This is a genomic window from Bradyrhizobium sp. USDA 4510, assembly GCF_054059095.1.
Window position 1 is genome coordinate 3,710,699 of sequence record NZ_JBSSBT010000001.1, and the last position, 23,115, is coordinate 3,733,813.

The 23,115-nt window shown below is 64.0% G+C and carries 19 protein-coding genes; 8 read left to right on the plus strand and 11 right to left on the minus strand.

Features of this window, described 5'->3' with window-relative positions; translation table 11 throughout:
* Nucleotides 1–28 precede the first annotated feature (28 nt).
* The 4 genes from ACVMDN_RS16890 to ACVMDN_RS16905 form a co-directional block, all read right to left on the minus strand.
* A complete protein-coding gene (locus ACVMDN_RS16890) occupies nt 29–1,129 on the minus strand; it encodes an ABC transporter ATP-binding protein (protein WP_057018685.1) in 1,101 nt (366 codons plus the stop codon).
* Between the two features lie 4 nt (nt 1,130–1,133).
* Nucleotides 1,134–2,045, minus strand: a complete 912-nt coding sequence (locus ACVMDN_RS16895; protein ID WP_016847559.1) for a carbohydrate ABC transporter permease — start codon at nt 2,043–2,045, stop codon at nt 1,134–1,136.
* Entirely contained in the window at nt 2,045–2,983 is a 939-nt protein-coding gene (locus tag ACVMDN_RS16900) for a carbohydrate ABC transporter permease (RefSeq protein WP_016847560.1), read from the minus strand. The genes ACVMDN_RS16895 and ACVMDN_RS16900 overlap by 1 nt, the downstream gene beginning before the upstream one ends.
* Nucleotides 2,984–3,099: 116 nt before the next feature.
* Nucleotides 3,100–4,440 carry an ABC transporter substrate-binding protein gene (locus ACVMDN_RS16905; RefSeq protein ID WP_076828868.1) on the minus strand — a complete coding sequence of 447 codons (1,341 nt, stop codon included), beginning with the start codon at nt 4,438–4,440 and terminating at the stop codon, nt 3,100–3,102.
* Nucleotides 4,441–4,894: 454 nt separating this feature from the next.
* On the opposite strand from ACVMDN_RS16905, the gene ACVMDN_RS16910 reads away from it, so the two are divergent.
* A complete protein-coding gene (locus ACVMDN_RS16910) occupies nt 4,895–5,635 on the plus strand; it encodes a Spy/CpxP family protein refolding chaperone (RefSeq protein ID WP_076828866.1) in 741 nt (246 codons plus the stop codon).
* 305 nt (nt 5,636–5,940) lie between these two features.
* Here the strand turns inward: ACVMDN_RS16910 and ACVMDN_RS16915 are convergent, their stop codons facing one another.
* The 3 genes from ACVMDN_RS16915 to ACVMDN_RS16925 are packed head-to-tail and all read right to left on the minus strand — an operon-like array spanning nt 5,941 to nt 8,973.
* Nucleotides 5,941–6,342, minus strand: coding sequence for a VOC family protein (locus tag ACVMDN_RS16915; protein WP_141342398.1), 402 nt, complete (start codon nt 6,340–6,342; stop codon nt 5,941–5,943).
* A gap of 24 nt (nt 6,343–6,366) precedes the next feature.
* On the minus strand, nt 6,367–7,554 hold the full coding sequence (locus tag ACVMDN_RS16920) for an acyl-CoA dehydrogenase family protein (RefSeq protein ID WP_253623894.1): 1,188 nt from the start codon (nt 7,552–7,554) through the stop codon (nt 6,367–6,369).
* A 12-nt stretch (nt 7,555–7,566) separates the two neighbouring features.
* Nucleotides 7,567–8,973, minus strand: coding sequence for an MFS transporter (locus tag ACVMDN_RS16925; protein ID WP_253623893.1), 1,407 nt, complete (start codon nt 8,971–8,973; stop codon nt 7,567–7,569).
* A gap of 264 nt (nt 8,974–9,237) precedes the next feature.
* Between ACVMDN_RS16925 and ACVMDN_RS16930 the strand changes: the two genes are divergently transcribed.
* The 3 genes from ACVMDN_RS16930 to ACVMDN_RS16940 all read left to right on the plus strand — a co-directional run bounded on the left by ACVMDN_RS16930 (nt 9,238) and on the right by ACVMDN_RS16940 (nt 10,310).
* Nucleotides 9,238–9,489: a PilZ domain-containing protein gene (locus ACVMDN_RS16930; protein WP_253623892.1), complete on the plus strand. Its 252-nt coding sequence runs from the start codon at nt 9,238–9,240 to the stop codon at nt 9,487–9,489.
* Nucleotides 9,490–9,574: 85 nt separating this feature from the next.
* Nucleotides 9,575–10,090 carry an adenylate/guanylate cyclase domain-containing protein gene (locus ACVMDN_RS16935; RefSeq protein ID WP_253623891.1) on the plus strand — a complete coding sequence of 172 codons (516 nt, stop codon included), beginning with the start codon at nt 9,575–9,577 and terminating at the stop codon, nt 10,088–10,090.
* The gene (locus ACVMDN_RS16940) at nt 10,029–10,310 is read left to right on the plus strand and encodes an adenylate/guanylate cyclase domain-containing protein (protein ID WP_253623890.1); all 282 of its coding nucleotides are present in this window, start codon (nt 10,029–10,031) and stop codon (nt 10,308–10,310) included. Before ACVMDN_RS16935 ends, ACVMDN_RS16940 begins: the two co-directional genes overlap by 62 nt.
* Before the next feature lie 159 nt (nt 10,311–10,469).
* Here the strand turns inward: ACVMDN_RS16940 and ACVMDN_RS16945 are convergent, their stop codons facing one another.
* Nucleotides 10,470–12,539, minus strand: a complete 2,070-nt coding sequence (locus ACVMDN_RS16945; protein WP_253623889.1) for an ATP-dependent helicase — start codon at nt 12,537–12,539, stop codon at nt 10,470–10,472.
* Nucleotides 12,540–12,651: 112 nt separating this feature from the next.
* Between ACVMDN_RS16945 and ACVMDN_RS16950 the strand changes: the two genes are divergently transcribed.
* A complete protein-coding gene (locus tag ACVMDN_RS16950; RefSeq protein ID WP_057018676.1) occupies nt 12,652–12,909 on the plus strand; it encodes a hypothetical protein in 258 nt (85 codons plus the stop codon).
* Between the two features lie 173 nt (nt 12,910–13,082).
* Here ACVMDN_RS16950 and ACVMDN_RS16955 read toward each other — a convergent pair whose 3' ends face one another.
* Both ACVMDN_RS16955 and ACVMDN_RS16960 read right to left on the minus strand, forming a co-directional pair.
* A complete protein-coding gene (locus ACVMDN_RS16955) occupies nt 13,083–13,337 on the minus strand; it encodes a hypothetical protein (protein ID WP_028332017.1) in 255 nt (84 codons plus the stop codon).
* A gap of 117 nt (nt 13,338–13,454) precedes the next feature.
* Nucleotides 13,455–13,655, minus strand: coding sequence for a DUF3072 domain-containing protein (locus ACVMDN_RS16960; protein WP_026192767.1), 201 nt, complete (start codon nt 13,653–13,655; stop codon nt 13,455–13,457).
* A 61-nt stretch (nt 13,656–13,716) separates the two neighbouring features.
* On the opposite strand from ACVMDN_RS16960, the gene ACVMDN_RS16965 reads away from it, so the two are divergent.
* Both ACVMDN_RS16965 and ACVMDN_RS16970 read left to right on the plus strand, forming a co-directional pair.
* The gene (locus ACVMDN_RS16965) at nt 13,717–14,028 is read left to right on the plus strand and encodes a hypothetical protein (protein ID WP_038377154.1); all 312 of its coding nucleotides are present in this window, start codon (nt 13,717–13,719) and stop codon (nt 14,026–14,028) included.
* Nucleotides 14,029–14,197: 169 nt separating this feature from the next.
* Nucleotides 14,198–14,380: a hypothetical protein gene (locus ACVMDN_RS16970; protein WP_225646739.1), complete on the plus strand. Its 183-nt coding sequence runs from the start codon at nt 14,198–14,200 to the stop codon at nt 14,378–14,380.
* 176 nt (nt 14,381–14,556) lie between these two features.
* Here ACVMDN_RS16970 and ACVMDN_RS16975 read toward each other — a convergent pair whose 3' ends face one another.
* Nucleotides 14,557–16,545, minus strand: coding sequence for a hybrid sensor histidine kinase/response regulator (locus ACVMDN_RS16975; protein ID WP_057018675.1), 1,989 nt, complete (start codon nt 16,543–16,545; stop codon nt 14,557–14,559).
* A 273-nt stretch (nt 16,546–16,818) separates the two neighbouring features.
* Here ACVMDN_RS16975 and ACVMDN_RS16980 point away from each other — a divergent pair, with 273 nt between their 5' ends.
* Nucleotides 16,819–23,109: a HAMP domain-containing protein gene (locus ACVMDN_RS16980; protein WP_168856378.1), complete on the plus strand. Its 6,291-nt coding sequence runs from the start codon at nt 16,819–16,821 to the stop codon at nt 23,107–23,109.
* The last annotated feature ends 6 nt before the right edge of the window (nt 23,110–23,115 follow it).

A 23,115-nucleotide genomic window follows, 5' to 3' on the forward strand; every position in this document is an offset into this window, starting at 1 on the left:
TCCTGCCCTTGAGGTTTCTTGTGCGCCGTCAAAGGACGACGCCGGTCACCTCGTTTAGCAAATGCATATTGTTGAGGTCCACAGCCAATCGGAGCGGGCTGCCATCCTGCGCACCGGCATTGGGATTGACCCGGCCGCAGACCTGGGTGCCCTCCAGCGTGAAATAGACCAGGGTCTCCATCCCCATCGGCTCGGTGACGTCGAGCGTCGCGTCGAACGGCTCGATGCCCGGTTCGGCATGCGGCCGCGCCTCCATGACGTGCTCGGGCCGGATGCCCAGCAACAGCTTGTCGGTGCGGGAGAGAGCCTGGTAGCGGGCGGCGCGTGCCGGCGGCAGCGTGAAAGCGAGGCGATCGGTCAGCCGCACGTTGAGCTTGCCGCCGGTGTCCTCGAGCCGACAGGGCACGAAATTCATCGCGGGCGAGCCGATGAAGCTTGCGACGAACCGGGTCGCCGGCTTGTGGTAGAGCTCGTTGGGCGTGCCGATCTGCTCGATCCTGCCGTGATTCATCACCACGACGCGGTCGGCAAGCGTCATCGCCTCGACCTGGTCGTGGGTGACGTAGACCGTCGTGGTGCGGACCTTCTGATGCACCTTCTTGATCTCGATCCGCATCTGCACGCGCAGCTTGGCGTCGAGGTTGGACAGCGGCTCGTCAAACAGGAACACCTTCGGATTGCGCACGATCGCCCGCCCCATCGCGACGCGCTGGCGCTGGCCGCCGGAGAGCTGCTTCGGCTTGCGGTCGATCAGGTCGGTGATGTCGAGCATGCGGGCTGCCTCGGTGACCCGGCTCTTGATCTCGGCCTTGGGATAGTGCTTCAGCCGCAGGCCGAACGACATGTTCTCGGCAACGGTCATATGCGGATAGAGCGCATAGTTCTGGAACACCATCGCGATGTCGCGGTCCTTCGGCGGCACGTCGTTGACGACGTCGCCGCCGATCATGATGTCGCCGTCGGAAATGTCCTCGAGGCCGGCGATCATCCGCAGCGTCGTCGACTTGCCGCAGCCGCTTGGCCCGACCAGCACCACGAACTCATGGTCGGCGATATCAAGGTCGATGCCGCGCACCGCCTCGACCTCATCGTAACGCTTCACAACCTTCCGCAAACTGACATCAGCCATAAGTTCAACCCTTTGTCGCACCGGCGGTCAGGCCAGCAATGTAGTAGTCCATCAGGAAGGCATAGATGATCAGCGGCGGCGCGGCGCCGAGCAGGGCGCCGGTCATGATCTGTCCCCAGTTGAAGACGTCACCCTTGATCAGGGTCGTGATGATGCCGACCGGCAGCACCAGCTGATCGGTCGATGTCGTGAACACCAGCGGATAGAGGAACTGAGCCCAGGAGACGGTGAAGGCGAAGATCGTGGCCGCGATCAGGCCGGGCAGCGCGACCGGGATGAAGATCCGGGTCAGCGTCTGGAACCAGCTCGCGCCGTCGATAATCGCCGCCTCGTCGAGCTCCTTCGGGATCGAGGCGAAATAGCCGATCATGATCCAGGTGCAGAACGGCACCGTCAGCGTCGGGTAGATGAACAGCAGCACGTACCAGCGATTGACCAGCTGGATGCCGGTCCAGTCGCCGAACACGGCGAACATCTTGAACAGCGGAATGAACAGCAGGCTGTCCGGAATGAGATAGGTGAGGAACACGCCGGTCGCGAGCGTCGCCGAACCCCAGAATTTCATCCGCGCCAGCGCAAAGGCCGCCGGCACGCTGATCAGCATCGTGATGGTGACCACGATGATCGAGACCCAGGCCGAGTTCCAGAAGAAGCGCAGGAACTGGTTCGAGGTCAGCAGCTCGATGTAGTTGCTGAGTGTCGGATGATAGACCCACCACGGATTGGTCGCGGCCGAGATCTCGGCGCTGCTCTTCAGCGAGGTGATCAGCATGTAGATCGGCGGCGTCAGCGAGAAGATCGCAAACAGCACCAGGAAGAAATAGGACCAGCGTAGCGCCCAGGCGCGGTCGCGGCTCATGCTGCCGTACTTGACCTTGCGGGTCGGTCCGGACTTGTCGATCGTCAGCGAGCTCATCAGGCTTCGTTCCCGCGTTTGGTGATGTCGCGCAGGATGAAGATCGCCGCGACCGCGAGGATCGGCACCATGAACAGCGAAACGCTGGCGCCGAGCGGCACATCACTGCCCTCGATGCCGACGCGGAACGCCCAGGTGGCGAAGATATGGGTGTGGTCGAGCGGCCCGCCCGCGGTCAGGATGCGCACGATGTCGAAATTGGCGAAGGTCACGATCAGCGAGAACAGCGTCGTGATCGCGATGATGTTGCGCATCATCGGCAGCGTAACGTACCAGATGCGCTGCCACCAATTGGCGCCGTCGATAGCGGCCGCCTCATAAAGCTGGTCGGGTACCGATTTCAACGCCGCCAGATACATGATCATGAAGAATGGCGCGCCGTACCAGACGTTGACGAGGATCACCGAGAAGCGCGCCCACATCGCATCGCCGGTCCACGGGATCGGCCCGATGCCGAAGAAGGAAAGCGTGTAGTTGAAGGCGCTGTAGGAGGGGTCGAACAGCCAGAGCCACGCCAGCGTGCTCATCGCCGGCGGGATCACCCATGGCACCAGCAGCATGCCGCGCCACTTGCGCTGCTTGTTGGCGGGTACGTTGTGCACGAAATGCGCGACGATGAAGCCGATCAGGGCTTTGAAGATCACCGCCGAGATCGCGAAAATGCAGGATTGCTTGACCACCAGCCAGAAGGTGTCGCGCTTGAACAGGAACTCGAAATTGCCGAACCCGACGAACTTCGTCATCGCCTTGTTCAGCGTCGCGAGGTGCAAGGAGTAGAGGGCCGGGTAGAGCACCAGGATCGCGATCAGGAGGATCAGCGGCAATGTCATCAGGAACGCGGCCATCGACTTGCGCCGCAGCGCGTTGCGCAGGCCGGCGCGCCTTCGTCCCGTCTGGGCAGCGGCTGCGCGGTTGGATTGGAATGCGACGTCAACCATAACGCAGGTCCCTCGCGCGGGTTGGTTGCACAGCTCGCCAGTCCGGCGGCTGGGATGTGAAGACGGGACCTCGCGCGGCCAACATTACGGGTGGTCGCGCGAGACCTCGCTTGTCGTCAGCTTCGCATGAAGCCTTCGCACTCGCCCTCGGCCCAGGCGAGTGTCTTTTCCATGCTTTCACCCTGGTAGTACCGCAGGCACATCTTGGTCAGCGTGGCCTGGAAGTAGATCTGCTGCGCGATCTTGGGCGGCGCGGGCGAGGCCGCAATCGACAGCGTCTGGTGCTTATAGGGGTTCGGATAGTGGTAGAGCGTCCCCTTTGGCGGCGCTTGCTCCGCCCAGACCTTCAAGGTCGTGAGCTTTTCGTAGGCCGGCAGGTCATAGCCACCGCTGGCGACCACCATTTTCTCGATCGATGCAGGTTGCGACAGGTGCGTCAGCAGGCTCTTGGCCGCCTCCTTGTTCTTCGAGAACGACCAGATCGACCAGAAGAACGGCAGATAGGGCGCGAAGCGTCCCTTCGGCCCGGCCGGGAACCCGTGCGTCCAGCACTGCTCGGCGACTTGCGGAGCATCGCGCTTGGCGACCGCCCACGCGCTCGGCGGATTCAGGATCATCGCGCCCTTGCCGGCGACCAGCCACTTGTTGTTGGACGCGTCGTCCCATGCCGCCACATCGGGCGGCAGGAAGGCGAGCAGCTTCTTGTAGTAGTCGAGGGCCTGGCGCACCGCGTCGGTCTTGACGGTGAGATTGCCCTTGGCATCGACCAGCTGCGCGCCGAACGACTGGAAGATCGCGCCGGCGGTGTCGACGCTGTCGCTGGTTTCGCCAAGGCCGATACCGAACGGGAATCCGGCCTTGTGGCAGGCTTCAGCCGCCTTGAGGAACGTATCGAGGGTCCAGTTATCGGCTTTCGGCTCGCTTCCGACCGGATACATCTCCTGCACGTCGATGTTGGCGTGTTTCTTCATCAGGTCGATGCGCGAGCAAGGACCCTTGATCTGGCTGCCGACGCTGGCGGGAACGCCGAGCCATTTGCCGCCGGCCTGGCCGAGATATTTCACCGTGCCGTTGACATCGCCGTTCAGCTTGAGGAGCGGATCCATGATGTCGTTGACCGGCTCGAGCAACTCGGCGTTGGCCTGCGGCCACCATGTCGGCATCTGGAAAATATCGTGACCGGATTTCGCCTGCGCCTCGGCGGCGATGGTGACGATGTTCTTGTTGCCCTGGCTGGTGATGTAGTCGATCTGAACCTCGACCTTCTCCTTGGCAGCCCATTCATTGACCAGCTCGGTGGACGCACTGTTCGCGCCGGGCACCCAGTGATCCCAGAAGCCCATCGAGAGCTTTCCGGCTGCGTAGGCGCCACGCACGTAGGGGGCTGTAATCAGCGCGGCCGATGACAGCGCTGTCGCTGCGACGAATTCTCGGCGCGAGAGCTTCTTCCGTGACATGGCATTCCCTCCCTGGTAGCCGACGGACAAAAGACTTTTTGAATCCCGTTGTTCTTTTTTGTGCGTCGCGTTTGCGCGACGTCGCGGGATTGCGTTGAAACCGATCAGAACAGAATTGCCGGCATCTGTCGAGAAACGAGATGCTGATGCCAACTAGAACTAACGTTGTGGTCAAATAGCAGGCAGTGCCGTTCGCATCACTGCAGTTGCCGGCGGTTTGCCGTGCGTCTTGCGATCATGCTGCGACGCACGCGGGCGGCGACGCAGACAAGGTCGCAGACGGTGCGCGGTTGAGCCGCAGCTTTCCGGTCAAGCCTCAGCGAACTCTGTTCCGCCATGTTGATGCCCGGCGCGGCCGATAGACTTGCTGAAGCCGGAAACGCTAAAGTCCGGATTTGTCGAACCTACTCCCGCATCAATTCCGCAATCCACCACCGATCACGGAGACCCGATCATGCTCATCCCGGTAGCGAAGCTGCGCGCACAATGGAGATTGTGCGCCGCGGTTGGGGCCGCCACCGTCACGTTGCTCGCAGTGCCTCATATGGTCGATGCGCAGATCGTGCAGGGCGTCGAAAAGGGGGCGCGCGAGGGCAACAAGGCTGCCGGGCCGGTCGGCGGCGTTCTCGGCGGAGCCATCGGCGGCGTTGTCGGGGTGGTGACCGGCGTGACCGGGGTGTTGACCGGCAACAATGGCAACAACCCCAATGCCGGCAGCGGCAAGAACGCACAGGGCGCGGCGGCCGGCGCCAAGGCCCCCAAGTCGGCCAAGGCCGCCGCAAAGGACAAGGGCGCGAAGCAAGCGCCGACCGTGCTGACCCAGGCCGGCGCGCCGCAGCTGACGGCCGAACAGATCGTCGCCAACAGCGACGCCAACATCGAACGGATCAAGAAGGAGCTCAACCTGACGCCGGAGCAGGAGAAGAATTGGGCCGGCTTCAACAGTGCGATGCACTATCTCGGCCACAACGGCGCCGACCGACTCAACCTGCGCATCGCGCGGGCGCAGCGCGATCCGCCGGATGACATCATCGAGCAGATGCGCAACGAGGCCCAGTTCCTCAATGACCGGGCGGTCGATCAGCGCGGCGTCGCCGACGCCGCCGAGCCGCTGTTTGCCAGCCTCGACGACAAGCAGAAACAAATCTTCATCAACGAAATGGTCCGCCTGAGCCACGAACGCGGGCTCGACTGAGGAAATCTCGCCGGCCAAGTGGGGACGAATAGCCGGGCCACCAAGCCCTGGGGTAGGTTAAAGGCGCAGCACCCGGCTATTCTGCCGCAGCGGCGCGGCCCGGTTAATTCGTCATTCAATGTTGAAGAAAAACGGACCGGATCACGCCCGAGTGATGGCCGAGTCAGGGCCTTGTCGGGAACCATCCACAGCGCCCGAGGCCAGCGCGGATTGAGCCGTCAATGACCGGGACATCGGCGCGGCAAAGCGACGATGTCCTTCGGACGGCTCTGCCCGGCAATCAGCGATCCGCAAAACGCTGGCGCTTAGCTCTTCGGGAAGTTCAGCTCCACACCGACGCCGTCCGGATCGTAGAGGAAGATCTGGGTGTCGCCGGTGCGCGGCACGATCTGCTCACGGAAGGTGACGTTCTTCGACTGCAGGCGCTTGCGCACGGCTTCGACGTCGCTGGCGGCAAAGGCGATATGGTCGAGGCGGCCGGTGTCCTCATATTTCTTCTCGGTGCCGCGCACCACGATGCCGTCGCGGGGCTTGCGGGTGCCCATCAGATGGACGGTGGCCTGACCGCCGGAATAGAGCCAGTAGCCGGGGAAATCGAGCGGCGGCCGTTCGCCGTTCTCAAGCCCGAGCACATCGCAATAGAACGCCTTGGTCTTCTCCAGATCCTGCGGCTCGATGGTGTAATGCTGTAGTCCACCCAATGGCATGGTTCTTCTCCTTGAGAAATCGGGTTAAACGAAGCTGAGGTCGGCATCGACGCCCAGCATCCAGGCGCCGACCGTCTCGAAATGACTGAAGCGGCCCTGCAATTGCTGCGTCACGGTGTGGATGTCGCGGAAGCGCCGCTCCAGCGGATGGCCGTCGAAGATCGCGGTGGCGCCGGCGGTGTTGTAGGCGAAATCGACGGCCTCCCGCGCCTTGTGGATGGCATGGGTGGCCGCCATCCGGATCGTCATGCGCTGTGCCACCGTGATGCTGTGGCCGGCAACCAGATCCTTCCAGATGTCGGCCATCGACTGCAGCAGGAAGGCGCGGGCGGCGCGCAGATTGACCTCGGCTTGGGCGAGGCCGGACTGCACCACCGCATTGTCCCGCAGTGTCTTCTTCATGCCGCGCGGCACCTTGTTGCGGGCGACGTCGACGAAATTGTCGAGCGCACTGCGGGCAATGCCGCAGGCGACTCCGGCAAAGCCGATCTGGTAGCAAGTATGGTTGCTCATCCGGTACAGCGGGCCATCCTCGCGACACTCGCGGTCGAATTCGCGGGTGATCGAATGGTCCGCGCGGACGAAGAAATCGTCGAGCGCGAACTGGTCGCTGGCGGTACCGCGCAATCCGACCGTGTTCCAGATGTCGGTCCATGCGACGTCTTCGGTCCGCACCAGCATGGTGCGCTCGACCTGCTCGCCATTGGCATCCCGGCGCGGCGAGCCGTCCGCGGCATAGACCGGGCAGTGCGAACCGAGCCAGGTGGCGTGCCGCCCGCCCGAGGCAAACGACCAGACCCCGGTGACGCGGTAGCCGCCCTCGCACTCGATGGCCTTGACCCTCGGGCCGGGGCCCCAGGCCAGCACGGCACGCGGGTCGGCAAACACTTCCTGCGCGACCGGCAGGTCGAGATAGGCCGCCGACATCGCGCAGCCGCCGGCCTGGCTCAGGCACCACGCCGTCGAGGCATCCGCCTTGGCGATGGTCTCGATGGCATGGAAGAAGGTGACCGGGTCGGTTTCGATCCCGTTGGTTGAACGCGGCAGCAGCAGGCGGAACAGCCGCGCCTCATGCAGCCGGTCGAGCAAGTCGGGCGGCAGGCGGCGCGTCGTTTCGATATCGTTGGAGGCGGCCGCCACCGTGTCCCTGATCGCCTCGGCGCGGGCAATCACGTCGCGATCACCGATAAGGTCCGCAGCAGTCACATTCATGTTCGGCCTCCCTCAGGCGCGCCGGATCGTTGCGGAGGCCGCGACGTCGGCCGTCGCATTGAGCTCCTTGTCGATCTGCTCGATCGACTTGCCCCGGGTCTCGAGCCCGAAGAACAAATAGACGGCCCCCGCCATCAGGAACCAGCAGCCGAGATAGACAAAGGCGGTCGGGATCTGGGTCAGTGGCACGTCGGGCTTGAGGTAGTTGTTCGAACCGACGATCAGCGCAAGCCCGACCGGCCCGATGATCTTGCCGATGCCGCCGAAGCCATAGGCCGACCCCATCCCCGTGGTACGCAGATGCGACGGCCAGACTTCCGCCGCGTAGGGACCGACGATCGCAAAGCCGCCGTCGGAGAAGAAGAAGGCGGCGGCCAGCAGCAGCCAGAACGCCGACATGCCGAACAAAGTCGCATCGTAGTGGTAGCCGGCAATGATCGTCAGCGCGCCGGCGCCGAAGCCGAGCAGGCCGCCGGCAACACGCCGTCCGAGCAGCTCCGAGAACCAGGAGAACGAGATGCGGCCGAGGAAGCCGGTGATGCTGAGCAGGATCATCATCTTGGCGGCTTCCTGCGGCGTCACCTTCAGCAGCAGCACGAACAGTGCGGGCGCCCATAGCGTGATGCCGTAGACGCCGGTTTGCGCGCCGGCATTGCCGAGCCAGGAGACGATCAGGCTGCGCGGATATTTGAACAGATCGAACCAGCTCGTCGTGACGATCGGACCGGCGTCGGCCGCGCTCGGCAGCGGCAGCTCCGACGGCGGCACCTGCAGCGCCCAGGCGAGCGACTTGCGGGCTTCGTCATAGCGTCCTTGCCGGCACAGCCAGCGCGGCGACTCCGGAACCCAGATCCGAACCAGCAGCACCAGGACCGACGGCAGCACGCCGATCGCAAACAACAGCCGCCACTGATCGGTTCCCATGACGGCTCCGAGCACCGCGCCGAGGCCGACGCCGAGCGGGATCACGCAGGTGACGAGGCCGCCGACCCAGCCGCGCTTGTGCGAGGGCATGAACTCCTGCACCAGCGGCAGGTCGACACAATAAAGACCGCCGACGCCGGTGCCGACGAAGAAGCGCAGGATCGCCAGATAGACCCAGCCATTATCCGGTGTGAAATAGAGCAGGCCGGTCGCAATCGAGAAGTTCAGCACCGTGCCGATGAAGACGATACGCCGCCCGACCCGGTCGGCGAGCCAGCCCCAGAGGTAGGCGCCGAGGATGGCGCCGATGCCGGAACTCATCAGCACGGTGGCCGACTGGCCGAAGGTGAGCTTCCACGGTCCGATCAGGAACGCGAGCACGAAGCCGATCAGGAAGTAGTCGAAGAATTCCAGCGCATCGCCGATGATGGCCGCCGCAAGGATCTTGATCTGGTTGCCGGTCAGAGTCGTCCGGCGATCGAGAATCTCGAACATGGCGCGTCTCCCCATGGCGCCTGTTCATTGTTCCCCGGAGCGTGCGTCGCGCCAGCGCATCGCCCATAGGATGAGGCTATCCTCGTGCCAGCGCGAACGACAAGCCCGCGCCGACGCGGGGCTCATCTGCATTCGCGCGATAAGCGGTTCGGCGTATAGCTGCGCACAAATGGTGGTGCGAAAGCCCGATGTGAGCCGCCGGAGCCGTTGACTTCTGCAATGCCGATCGCCCACGTTTGCGTGGAGGAAGCGGGGAGCAGCCGGGTGGACGAAAAGCGCAAGCATCCGCGAACCGAGGTCAATGAACCCGGCTATGTCTCGTCGGGCGGTTCGGTCATGCATTGCACGATCGTGAACATCTCGCCGGAGGGGGCGGCCATCGAGGTCGAGAATACGGCCTTCGTCCCGCACCGATTCCGCCTGGTGATGGCCCGCGACGCCTCGGTCGTCTACGAGTGCCAGGTGATCTGGAGTAAGAAGTCGCGAATTGGAGTGAGTTTCGTGGCAACCGCCTGAGCGCGGCTATCTCGATTGGGGACGCCCATGAACCTGCGTGCCAAGGCGGTCGGGTTTCGTTGCTGGAACAGCAGGTGATCCGCCGATGACTCCGGAACCTGCAACGATCTGCCTTGGCTGCTGGCAGAACCTGCATATGCCGATCCCGTTGCGCGGTCCATTGGCGGCGCCGTTGCGTCTGTTCGGCGCCCGGCCGAGCCGCATGAACCCGAACACATGCACGCTCTGCGAGATGGCCTTCTCGAAGATCATGAAGGCGCGCGCCGTGACCATCGACGCCACCATCCTGTTCGCCGATCTGCGCGGCTACACCACACTGACGCAGACCATCGCGCAGGACGGGCTGACCTCGCTGCTCGACGCGTTCTACGACGACTGCGCCGCCGCGATCTGGCGCTATGACGGCATCCTCAACAAGACCATCGGCGATGCCGTGTTCGCGATCTTCAATTTCCCGGTGCGGCGCGACGATCTCCGTGCAGGCCTTGCTCGCGGCGCGCCAGATCCAGCGCAGTTTTCGCGACAGGCACGATGCGCTGGTGCGGGCGATCGGCGCCGGCGACATCGAGATCGGCATCGGAATCGGAATCGGATTGGATAGCGGTGACACCAATTTCGGTGAGTTCGGCCAGGCCCACCGCGACCTGACGGCAGTCGGCACGGTGGTCAATCGCGCGGCACGCGCGCAGGCGGCCGCCAGGTCAGGCGAGATCCTTGTGACGACGGCCGTGCGGGATCGAACCCGCGACATGATCACGGCAGCCGGTGCCGATTACACCCTGAAGGGCTTCGACCAGCCCGTCACATTATTTCCTGCGTGAATTGGCTTTCGCGTGAATTGACGCGGCGCAAAAAAGACGGCTCCAGCGTGCAACTGCGCGCCGAAGCCGTCGGGGATGGTCGTTTGCCGATTACGAACGCCGCCTCAACGCAAGGTCGGCGGCTTGGTTCCAGCCCGTATGAAAATCTTCGAACCGGCGTCAGCGCCACATGCCGCGCATCCGGGCGCCGATGTCGATCGGCGGCGCGCGGTTGGCCGCGGAGGCCTGCGCGGCCGCGGCGCGCGGCCAGGTGGTCCGCTCGAACATCGGCAGCAGTCGTTCCGGGATGAAGCGGGTGCGCGAGGCATACATGTGGCGGTCGCCCTTGGCGGCCTGGCCGTGAACGAAGAAGCGCTGCGGCACCAGCAGATGCAGATCGTCCTTGGCGCGGGTCATCGCGACGTAGAGCAGGCGGCGCTCCTCCTCGAGTTCGGCCGACGTGCCGGCGCCGAGGTCGGAGGGCATGCAGCCGTCGACGACATTGAGCACATAGACGGATTTCCATTCCTGGCCCTTGGCGGAATGGACCGTCGACAGGATCAGATAATCCTCATCGAGCAACGGCACGCCAGCCTGGTCGCTGGTCGCATCGGGTGGATCGAGCGTAAGCTCGGTGAGAAAACGTTCGCGTGACGGGTAGCCGGCGGCGATCTGCTCGAGCTGAATGAGATCGGCGCGGCGTACCTCGCTGTCCTCGTGGATGCGATCGAGATGCGGTTCGTACCAGAGGCGGGCGCGTTCGATATCGACGGGCCATTCCGAGTAGCGAAGGTTCTCGATGGCCTCCACGAACAGCCGCCAGTCCGCACCGGCGCGGGGCGGAGCGGGCAGCGCGACGAGCGCAGCAATCGGATCGGCGGCCTCGGTCATGCGGTCGAGCACCCGCTGCGCCGAGGCCGGTCCGACGCCGGGCAACAGATGCAGGATGCGAAAACCTGCAACCCGGTCGCGCGGATTGGCGGCGAAGCGCAGCAGCGCCAGCATGTCCTTGACATGCGCGGCGTCGAGGAATTTGAGGCCGCCGAATTTCGCGAACGGAATGTTGCGGCGGGCCAGTTCGACCTCCAGTGGTCCGCTGTGCGAGGAGGTGCGGAACAGCACCGCCTGGTGCTTCAACAGGGTGCCTTCCTCGCGATTGGCCAGCACCTGCTCGACGATGTAACGGGCCTGATCGGCCTCGTCGCGGATCGTGACGAGCAGCGGCTTGCGGGTCGAGGTCCGGTCGGTCCACAGGTTCTTGGTGAAGCGTTCCTTGGCGAGCGAGATCACGCCATTGGCGGCCGACAGGATCGGTTGCGTCGAGCGATAGTTGCGATCGAGCGTGACGATCTCGGCGGCCGGGCTGAACTGGGCCGGGAAGTCAAGGATGTTGCGCACGGTGGCGGCGCGGAACGAATAGATCGACTGCGCGTCGTCGCCGACCACGGTGAGCCCGCGGCCCGCGGGCTTGAGCGCGAGCAGGATGGAGGACTGCAGGCGGTTGGTGTCCTGATATTCGTCGACCATCACATGGTCGAAACGGCCGCCGATCTCCTCGGCCAGCGCGCTGTCCGTCACCATCTGCGCCCAGTAGAGCAGGAGGTCGTCGTAATCGAGCACGTTCTGCCGCTGCTTGGCTTCGACATAGGCCCCGAACAGCTGTTTCAATTCACTGGCCCAACCGGAGCACCACGGGAAGAACTGGCCGAGCACGGCCTCGATCGGCATCTCCGCGTTCACGCAGCGCGAATAGATCGCAACGCAGGTGCCCTTGGTGGGGAACCGGCTTTCGGTGCGGGAGAACCCGAGATCGTGGCGGACCAGATTGATCAGGTCGGCGGAATCCTCGCGGTCATGGATCGTGAAGGCCGGGTCGAGGCCGATACGCTCGGCGAATTCGCGCAGCAGCCGCGCGCCGATGCCGTGGAACGTGCCGGCCCAACTCAGCGCGTCGGTCATGACCGAGGCGCGATCGCCGAGCACGCGGCGCGCAATGCGCTCGACGCGGCCGGCCATCTCGGCGGCGGCGCGCCGCGAAAAGGTCATCAACAGGATGCGGCGCGGATCGGCGCCAGCGACGATCAGATGCGCGACGCGATGGGCGAGGGTGTTGGTCTTGCCGGACCCCGCGCCCGCGATCACCAACAGCGGCGCGCCGACGATGCAATCCTTGCCGACCCCGTGCTCGACAGCGCGGCGCTGCTCGGCATTGAGCGCATCGAGATAGGCTGTGTTGGCAAGATCAGTCACGAATCACCCCCACGAAACGCTAACAGACATTGCGATTCATTGGGGCCGGCGCGCCGAGGCGGACGGAGAGAAATTAGATTGACATTAACGCGGCGCGGCGCACAACCCCGCCATGGGTGACGTATCCAAATCCGACACGCCGCTGAAGGCGACGTTCAAGGTGCGGCTGAACGGCGAGACGGTGACGCTCGCGACCGTCGGCCAGGCCTATAGCTTCATCAGCAATCTCAGCGCCGTCGAATGGATGGAGTTCCGCTCGCTGCATGACGAGGCATTGGTTGCGCTCGAGAGAGCGGCCGGTAACGCCATGCTGACGGTGCAAGCGACCAACGCGTTGCGGATGCTGTTCGTCCGCGCGAAACTGCTTTGAAAAGAAAATGAGCCTCCTTGGTGTTCCATTGGCCCTCCAAGGCGGCCCGAGAGTGCGGCTGAAGCGCATTGCGCACCCGGCCGTCGCGTGTACCGCCGTTACCTTGTTTGCGGCCATAACGAACAGCGCCTTACGCAACCACCGCCGATTCGGCTGTAGCCGCGGCACCACAATCACGGGCCAACGTCATCGACCAGGCGGTCATACACGAGCGCGGACCGGAGGTTCATGGTTGCGATCTTCAGATAGCTCGGCTCGCGCATGGCGTTGTTGAACATCATGATCGCCGTCTTCCAGTAGCCGCGCTCGCGCTGATCCAGGTTTAGCGCGGACAGGTAGTCCGCGGCGTCGCCGACCGTCGCCAGCGTTCGCCCGTCCTTCAGCGTAATCGGGAACGCAAGCGGCGACCGCTTCTCCAACTCCAGCACGTCAGGCTCCCCCAGGACCAAGCAGCAATAAGACAAAGCAGCAATAACAGGAACAGACCTAGCTGCGCCGCTATATCAAAGCCTTAAGGGGACGTCCGGCCTGGCTGGCGCGGACGGTCAGAACGAATCCGCCAGCGCGATCTCCGCCTTCAGCGCGTCGATCCGCCGTTCGGCTTCCTCGGACGTCAGGTCGCGTGCGTACTGGTTCGGCTGATAGGCCTCCTCGGCAAGGCTCCTCAACCGCAGCGCCTGGGCACGGGTCATCAGCCCACCAAGCCGCTCCGCGACCCCACCATATCTTACCGCTGCCACGCTCATTGCTTGCCTCGCTTGCTGGATCGTGACTTGACAATATGTTCTATTTTTGTTCTAACAAGACATGGACAATAAGATCAATGAAATTCGGCGCAAGATCAGCACGTTGCGAGCTGAGATGAGCCTGATCGAGGCGTCGATCCGGGATCAGGTCAACCGCGACCTCGATTGCAGTGAAGCATCGTACCGGCTGATGGCGATGCGAGCCGAAGTGGCCCAACTGGTCGGCCGGTGGAAAGCCGCCGGCGGCGGCGAGCGTCTCCCTACGGTCCGGGAGCGGCTGAGCCGGAGCTTCGAGGACCGCGCCGGCACGAAGGTCAAGGTGGACAAGGACAAGGCGAAGCCTGCGCCCGGTCACAGCAACGCCCGGGTGTGATCCGGGGGTTTGTCCAAAGTAGGGAGCCTCGAACACCGGCTCAGGCCCAAATCAGGTTTCAAGGAAGGAACTGGGACCGCAGGATCTGCATTTTCTTGTGGTGAGAGCCAATACCATAGCATCGCCCAGCGCCATGATCGCCGATCCGACCGCGCCACCGCGGGCATCGATGAATGACGATCGCAGTCCACTGCTGACGCTGATCTCCTGCATCAGCTGCATCAGGACGATGCGGCTCGAGAGCAGCCATCCGGGCAGCGAGGGCAGGGATATTCTTCAGTACCGCTGCGAGCAATGCAGCCGCATCGAGCGGGTGCAATTGGTGCGGCGAAGCTGGCCGGCGGAACGCTAGCCTTTCGATTTTGAACTAGTGTCCCGAATCCGAAGTTCGCATCATTTGCCGCATCTTCGGAGCGAACTTCGGATTCGATAAGGACACTGGCAAACTTATGATTCTAGTGTGCTTTATGAATGCGAAGTTCGTGAAAGTGGCTGCCGCGAAATCGCACGAACTTCGCATTCAGCACACTAGGAGCGGGCTTTCGCCTTTGGTCTTGCCACGACGTCATGCGCGGTGGCATCGAACTCGCTCGAAGCGTTGCCGGATGGCCCGCTCGTCGCGCTGCCGACGCCGTGCCCCGTCAACTTTGCGAGTTCGCGGCTGAGGTCGTGGATGTGGTACGGCTTGCGTAACACCGGAAAGTCGGACCTCACGTCGCGTGCGCTCGCGCTGTAGCCTGTCGTCAGCAGGATCGGCAGCTCGGGCTTTCTGTCCCGGATCGTGCGCGCCAGCTTCAGTCCATCGATCCTGCCGGGCATGACGATGTCGCTGAACACCACATCGATCCCGTTGGCGTCGATTTCCGACAAGGCGGCCTCCGCGTTCGAGGCCCAGCGCACGGTGTAGCCGAGCTGTTCGAGCAGGCCCGTGCTCGCATCGGCGACGGCAGGATTGTCCTCGATCAGCAGGATCGTGGCCAAGCCGGGCGTGCTGTGCCCCGTAGCCGTGCGCTTTGCGGCCGCAGTCCCGCGCGGGAGATAGATGCTGACCGTCGTGCCCTTGCCGAGCGCGCTTGTAATCTCGACCCGGCCATCCGCCTGGTGCGCGAAACCGTGAACCTGGGACAGCCCCAGGCCGGTCCCTTTGCCGACCGGCTTGGTGGTGAAGAAGGGATCAAAGACCTTGTTCATGACATCGTCTGGAATGCCTTCGCCGGTGTCGGTAATGCTGACGACCACCTGGGCGGCTTCCGGGACATTGCGCGCCGCGACGGTCAGCGTGCCGCCGCCGGTCATCGCATCCCGGGCATTGACCACGAGGTTGATCAGCGCGGTCTCAAATTCCGTCGGATCGACGAAGATCGGCCAGAGATCCGGTCCGATCTCCATGTTCAGCTTGATCGCGCCGCCGAGCGCGCTGGTCAAAACCTCTCGCACCGCGGTGATCCTGTCAGCGACGTTGATGGTCTGCGGATTGACACTCTGCCGACGCGCGAAGGTGAGGAGCTGCCTGGTCAGGGACGCGGCACGCTCGGATGCGGTTTCGATCGCGCCGAGTGCAAGCGTCCCCCGTTCGCTCATCACCTCGCGCTTGATCCGGTGCAGATTGCCGGAGATGATCATCAGCAGGTTGTTGAAGTCGTGCGCGACGCCGCCGGTCAGTTGGCCGAGCGCATCCATCTTTTGCGATTCCGCAAGCTGGCGCTGCACCTGTTCGAGCTTCTGATGCGCGTCGCGCCGCTCGGAAATATCCCGGGTGATCTTGGCGAAGCCGACCAGGCTGCCGTCGGTATCGCGGATCGGATCGATCACGACGCTCGCCCGGAAGAACGAACCGTCCTTGCGGACCCGCCAGCCTTCCTCCACGTAATGCCCGGTCTCTTCCGCGATCTTGAGCGCATGGGCGGGCTTGCCGGCAGCCTGGTCGGCCGGCGTATAGAACCGCGAGAAGTGCTGGCCGATGATTTCGCCGGGCGAATAGCCCTTGATGCGCTCGCCGCCGGCGTTCCAATTGGCGACGATGCCGGCCGGCGTCAGCATATAGAGCGCATAGTCGGTGACATTGCTCACCAGCAGGCGGAACTGGCTTTCGCTGGCCTCGAGATCCGCGCGCGCCTGATGCCGCTCGGTGATGTCGCGGGTGACCATTGTGTAGCCGACGAGCTTGCGCTTCTCGTAGATCGGATCGATGACCACAGCGGCGTAGAATTGCGACCCGTCCTTGCGGACGGACCAGCCTTCGGCCGCTGAGTGCTTCTCCTTCCGCGCCATCTGCAGCGCTCTCGCCGGAACGCCGGATGCGCGGTCTTCGGCAGGATAGAAGACCGAGAAGTGCTTGCCGAGGATCGCCTTGGCCGGATAGCCCGTGATGCGCTCGGCGCCCTTGTTCCAGTTGATGACCCGGCCATCGGGGCCGAGCGTGCAAATGGCGTAGTCGACCACGCCGCCAGCCACCGGCCGACGATCGTGCCGGCTCTCGACGATGCCCCGTTTGAGTTGTTCTGATTTCTTAACCATCACCGATCCTGCCCCCGCCCGAAACGCGCAGGGATGGTCAATGTTCCATGCGAGCACGAGGACCGGGCGATCAGGGCCGGCTCCGTCGTTCTTCGGAAAAGTTCGGCCAACGGTCGGAACTTTTGGTTCCAATCGCGATTAAGGTACTCGGTTTGCGTCACAAATTGCGGTTTTGGCGTTTTCCCGCTTGAATAGATCAAGGGCAGTCATTCTGATGGTCACACTGGCTTTTCCGAGTCTCTGGATTCGCAGCCAGCGCGTAGGGGAAATTACATGACCGATCTCGGTTCGTCGCCTCGTCCCCGTGCTGATACGCGCCGCAGCCAGCAATCAAACGGAAGCCTCGATTCTTCGCATGACCTGCTGCAGTCGCTGCAGGCGATGCGCGCCGGCGATTTCTCGGTCCGGATGCGTGGCGACTATCTCGGCATCGACGGCAAGATCGCGGACGCCTTCAACGAAATCGCAGCCGCCAACGAGCGCATGGCGCAGCAATTGGCGCGCGTCGGCCAGGTCGTCGGCCGCGAGGGACAGACCCGCCAGCGCGTCAATTTCGGCCTCGCCAGCGGCGCCTGGGCCGATATGGAGAGTTCGGTCAACACGCTGATCGATGATCTGCTGTGGCCGACGCGCGAGGTCACCCGCGCGGTCGCTGCGGTGGCGCAAGGCGACCTGCTGCAGACCGTGCAGCTCGACGTCGAGGGCCGGCCGTTGCGCGGCGAATTCCTGCAGTCGGCGAACATCGTCAACACGATGATCAAGCAGCTCTCGGTGTTCACCTCGGAGGTCACGCGCGTGGCGCGCGAAGTCGGCACCGAGGGCAAGCTCGGCGGCCAGGCCCAGGTGCCGGAAGTGACCGGCGTCTGGAAGGACCTGACCGAGAGCGTCAACTCGATGGCCAACAACCTGACCGGCCAGGTTCGCAACATCGCCGAGGTGACGATCGCGGTCGCCAACGGCGACTTGTCCAAGAAGATCACGGTCGACGTTCGCGGCGAGATCCTGCAACTGAAGGAAGCCATCAACACGATGGTCGATCAGCTGCGTTCGTTCGCTTCCGAAGTGACGCGCGTGGCGCGCGAGGTCGGCACCGACGGCAAGCTCGGCGGCCAGGCGATCGTGCCCGGCGTCGCCGGTACCTGGAAGGACCTCACCGACTCGGTGAACGCGATGTGCGGCAACCTGACCGCCCAGGTACGCAACATCGCCAACGTCACCACGGCCGTGGCGCGCGGCGACCTGTCGCGCAAGATCACGGTCGACGTCAGCGGCGAGATTTTGGAGCTGAAGGACACCATCAACACGATGGTGGACCAGCTCAACTCGTTCGCGTCGGAAGTGACGCGTGTGGCGCGCGAGGTCGGCACCGAGGGCAAGCTCGGCGGCCAGGCCCAGGTGCCCGGCGTCGCCGGCACCTGGAAGGACCTGACCGACAACGTCAACTTCATGGCATCGAACCTGACCGCGCAGGTCCGCAACATCGCCGACGTCGCCACCGCGATCGCCGGCGGCGACCTCTCGAAGAAGATCACGGTCAACGTGTCGGGCGAGATCCTTCAGCTGAAGGAAACGCTGAACACGATGGTGGACCAGCTCAACGCGTTCGCGTCGGAAGTGACGCGCGTGGCGCGCGAGGTCGGCACCGAAGGCAAGCTCGGCGGCCAGGCCAACGTGCTCGGCGTCGCCGGCACCTGGAAGGATCTGACCGACAACGTCAACTTCATGGCGTCGAACCTGACCGCGCAGGTGCGCAACATCGCCGCCGTGACGACCGCGGTCGCTGGCGGCGACCTCTCGAAGAAAATCACGGTGGACGTGCGCGGCGAAATCCTCGAGCTGAAGGACACCATCAACACGATGGTCGATCAGCTCAACGCCTTCGCCGGCGAAGTGACGCGCGTGGCGCGCGAGGTCGGCACCGAAGGCAAGCTCGGTGGCCAGGCCGAGGTGCGCGGCGTCGCCGGCACCTGGAAGGATCTCACCGACAGCGTCAACTCGATGGCCTCGAACCTGACCGCGCAGGTCCGCAACATCGCTGAGGTCGCGACCGCGGTGGCGAAGGGCGACCTGTCGAAGAAGATCACGGTGAACGTGTCGGGCGAAATCCTTCAGCTGAAGGAAACGCTGAACACGATGGTGGACCAGCTCAACGCCTTCGCCGGCGAGGTGACTCGCGTGGCGCGCGAGGTCGGTACCGACGGCAAGCTCGGCGGCCAGGCCGAGGTGCCCGGCGTCGCCGGCACCTGGAAGGACCTGACGGACAGCGTCAACTCGATGGCCGGCAATCTCACGGCGCAGGTGCGTAACATCGCCGAGGTCGCGACCGCGATCGCCGGCGGCGACCTGTCGCGCAAGATCACCGTCGACGTGCGCGGCGAGATCCTTCAGCTGAAGCAAACGCTGAACACGATGGTCGACCAGCTCAACCGCTTCGCGGGCGAGGTGACGCGCGTGGCGCGCGAGGTCGGCACCGACGGCAGCCTCGGCGGCCAGGCCAACGTGCCCGGCGTCGCCGGCACCTGGAAAGACTTGACCGACAACGTCAACTCGATGGCCGGCAACCTGACCGCGCAGGTCCGCAACATCGCGGAGGTGACCACCGCCGTGGCGCGCGGCGACTTATCGCGCAAGATCACCGTCGACGTGAAGGGCGAAATCCTCGAGCTCAAGAACACCATCAACACGATGGTGGACCAGCTCAATGCGTTTGCGGGCGAGGTGACGCGCGTGGCGCGCGAGGTCGGCACCGAGGGCAAGCTCGGCGGCCAGGCCGAAGTGCCCGGCGTCGCCGGCACCTGGAAGGATTTGACCGACAACGTCAACTTCATGGCGTCGAACCTGACCGCGCAGGTCCGCAACATCGCCGAGGTCGCGAGCGCGATCGCCGGCGGCGACCTGTCGAAGAAGATCACCGTGGACGTGCGCGGCGAGATCCTGCTGCTCAAGGACACCCTGAACACGATGGTCGAGCAGCTGCGCTCGTTCGCCGCCGAAGTGACGCGCGTGGCGCGCGAGGTCGGCACCGAGGGACGGCTCGGTGGCCAGGCCGTGGTGCCCGGCGTCGGCGGCACCTGGAAGGACCTCACCGACAACGTCAACCTGCTGGCGGCGAACCTGACCACCCAGGTGCGCAACATCGCCGAAGTCACCACCGCGGTGGCGCGCGGCGACCTGTCGCGCAAGATCACGGTCGACGTGAAGGGCGAAATCCTCGAGCTCAAGAACACCATCAACACCATGGTCGACCAGCTCAACGCCTTCGCCGGCGAGGTGACGCGCGTGGCGCGCGAGGTCGGCACCGAGGGTAAGCTCGGCGGCCAGGCCGAGGTGCGCGGCGTTGCCGGCACCTGGAAGGACCTCACCGACACCGTCAACGTCATGGCGGTCAACCTGACCGAGCAGGTGCGCGGCATCGTCAAGGTGGTGACCGCGGTCGCCAACGGCGACCTGAAGCAGAACCTGACGGTGAAGTCGAAGGGCGAGGTGGCCGCGCTCGCCGACACCATCAACAACATGACCGAGACGCTTGCGACCTTCGCCGAACAGGTCACCAGCGTGGCGCGCGAGGTCGGCGTCGAGGGACGGCTCGGCGGTCAGGCCAACGTGCCCGGCGCGGCCGGCACTTGGAAGGATCTCACCGGCAACGTCAACCTGCTCGCGGCTAACCTGACCTCGCAGGTGCGCGCGATCGCGGAAGTGGCGACCGCCGTGACCAAGGGCGACCTGACGCGCTCGATCCAGGTCGACGTCCGCGGCGAGGTCGCCGAGCTCAAGGACAACATCAACACGATGATCGGGAACCTCCGTCTCACCACGGAGCGCAACACCGAACAGGACTGGCTGAAGACCAATCTGGCGCGCTTCACCAACATGCTGCAGGGCCAGCGCGATCTTGCGACCGTCGGCCGGCTGCTGCTGACCGAGCTTGCGCCGCTGATCAATGCGCATATGGGCGTGATCTACCAGGTCGACAATCCCGAGAATGCGCAGTTGCGCCTGTTGTCGGCCTATGCCAGCGACAGCAGCAATCCGCATCCGCAGATCGTCCAGTTCGGCGAGGGATTGATCGGCCAATGCGCGCTCGACAAGCGTCAGCGCCTCGTCTCCGAGATTCCCGGCGATGCGGTGCCGATCAATTCGGCCTTGATGCGGATCATGCCGAAGAACCTCGTCGTGTTTCCGGTGCAGTTCGAGAACCAGGTCAAGGCGGTGATCGAGCTGTCCTCGATCTCCTCGTTCACGACCTCGCAGATCACCTTCCTCGAACAGTTGACCGACAGCATCGGCATCGTGCTCAACAGCATCGAGGCGACGATGCAGACCGAGGCGCTGCTCAAGCAGTCGCAACAGCTCGCCGGTGAGTTGCAGACCCAGCAGAAGGAATTGCAGCAGACCAACGATCAGCTAGAGCAGAAGGCCCAGCAGCTGGCCGAACGCAATGTCGACGTCGAGCGCAAGAACCAGGAAATCGAGCAGGCGCGGCGCGCGCTGGAAGAGAAGGCGACCGAGCTGTCGCTGACTTCGAAGTACAAATCCGAATTCCTCGCCAACATGTCGCACGAGTTGCGGACGCCGCTGAACTCGATCCTGATCCTGGGCCAGCAGCTCACCGAAAATCCCGACGGCAATCTGACCGGCAAGCAGGTCGAGTTTGCCCGCACCATTCACGGCGCCGGCACCGACCTGTTGAACCTGATCAGCGACATCCTCGATCTCTCCAAGATCGAGTCGGGCACGGTGACGGTCGACGCCGAGGAAATTCTGACATCGAGCCTGCTCGAGACCGTCGGACGGCCGTTCCGGCACGAGGCGGAGAACCGGCATCTCTCGTTCAGCATCGATGTCGACGCCAATCTTGCGCGCAGCATGGTCACCGACTCCAAGCGGCTGCAGCAGGTGCTCAAGAACCTGTTGTCGAATGCGTTCAAGTTCACCGCGGAAGGCGGCGTCAGCCTGACCGTGTCGGCCGCGCTCGGCGGCTGGAGTGTGGAGCATCCGATCCTCAATGCGGCGCCTGCGGTCGTTGCGTTCGAGGTGTCGGATACCGGCATCGGCATTCCACAAGACAAGCAGAAGCTGATCTTCGAGGCGTTCCAGCAAGCCGACGCCGGCACCAGCCGCAAATATGGCGGCACCGGTCTTGGACTGGCGATCAGCCGTGAGCTCGCGGGTCTGCTCGGCGGCGAGATCCATCTGCGCAGTGCGACGGGCAAGGGCTCGACCTTCACGCTCTATCTGCCGCTGAAATATGCCGGCCCCTCGGTGGCACTGCGCCCGCAGGCTCAGCCGATCGCGATGCCGCACCCGCCGGCGCCGGCGCTGCAGGCGTCGGGCGCGCAGGAGCGTGTGATCGAGCAGCTTCCGGACGACCGGCTCAATCTCGAGCCCGGCGACACCATCCTGCTGATCGTCGAGGACGATCCGCATTATGCGCGGGTGCTGATCGATCTAGCGCGCGACAAGGGCTTCAAGGTGCTGGTCGCAAGCCGCGGTGCCGAAGCTCTGGATCTGGCCAAGCAGTTCCAGCCGAGCGCGGTGTCGCTCGACGTCTTCCTGCCCGACATGCTGGGTTGGACCGTGCTGAGCCAGCTCAAGCACAATCCGCTGACCCGTCACATTCCGGTTCAGATCATCACGCTCGACGAGGACCGGCAGCACGCGCTGGCGCGCGGCGCGTTCTCCTTCGTCAACAAGCCGACGACGACGGAAGGCGTCAGCGCTGCGCTGTCGCAGATCAAAGAATACGCCAGACCACGCCGCAAGCGCCTGCTGATCGTGGAGGACAATGCGGCGGAGCAGCTCAGCATCACCGAACTGCTCGGGCACGAGGATATCGAGATCGTGACCACCGGCACCGGGGCAGGGGCGCTCTCGACGATGCGCGAAAATCCGTGCGACTGCGTCGTGCTCGACCTGCGCCTGCCCGACATGAGCGGTTTCGAAGTGCTGGATCAGATCCGCAAGGACGAGACGCTGTCCAATATACCCGTCGTCGTGTTTACGGGCCGGGAACTTTCAGCGGAAGAAGACGCGGAACTGCATACGATGGCGCGCAGCATCGTCGTCAAGGGCGTGGAATCGCCGGAGCGTCTGCTCGACGAAACGTCACTGTTCCTGCACCGTGTGATCACGGAATTGCCCGTCGAAAAACAGAGGATGCTGGAGAAGCTCAATAGTTCCGATGAGGATCTTATTGGCAAGACCGCACTGCTGGTCGACGACGATGCCCGCAACATCTTCGCGCTCTCGAGCGTGTTGGAGCGGCGAGGTATGAAGGTGTTGACTGCGACAACCGGTCACGAGGCCATCTCGCTGGTCGAATCCAATCCCAAGATTGCGATCGTGCTGATGGACATCATGATGCCGCAGATGGACGGTTACCAGACCATCGGCGCCATCCGGCAAAACTCCGCCTTCGCGCGGCTGCCGATCATCGCGCTGACCGCGAAGGCGATGAAAGGCGATCGAGAGAAATGCCTGGAGGCAGGCGCGTCCGACTATCTGGCGAAACCCGTGAACACCGAGCAACTGCTGCTGGCGATCCGCATGTGGCTGCACCGCTGATCGGCG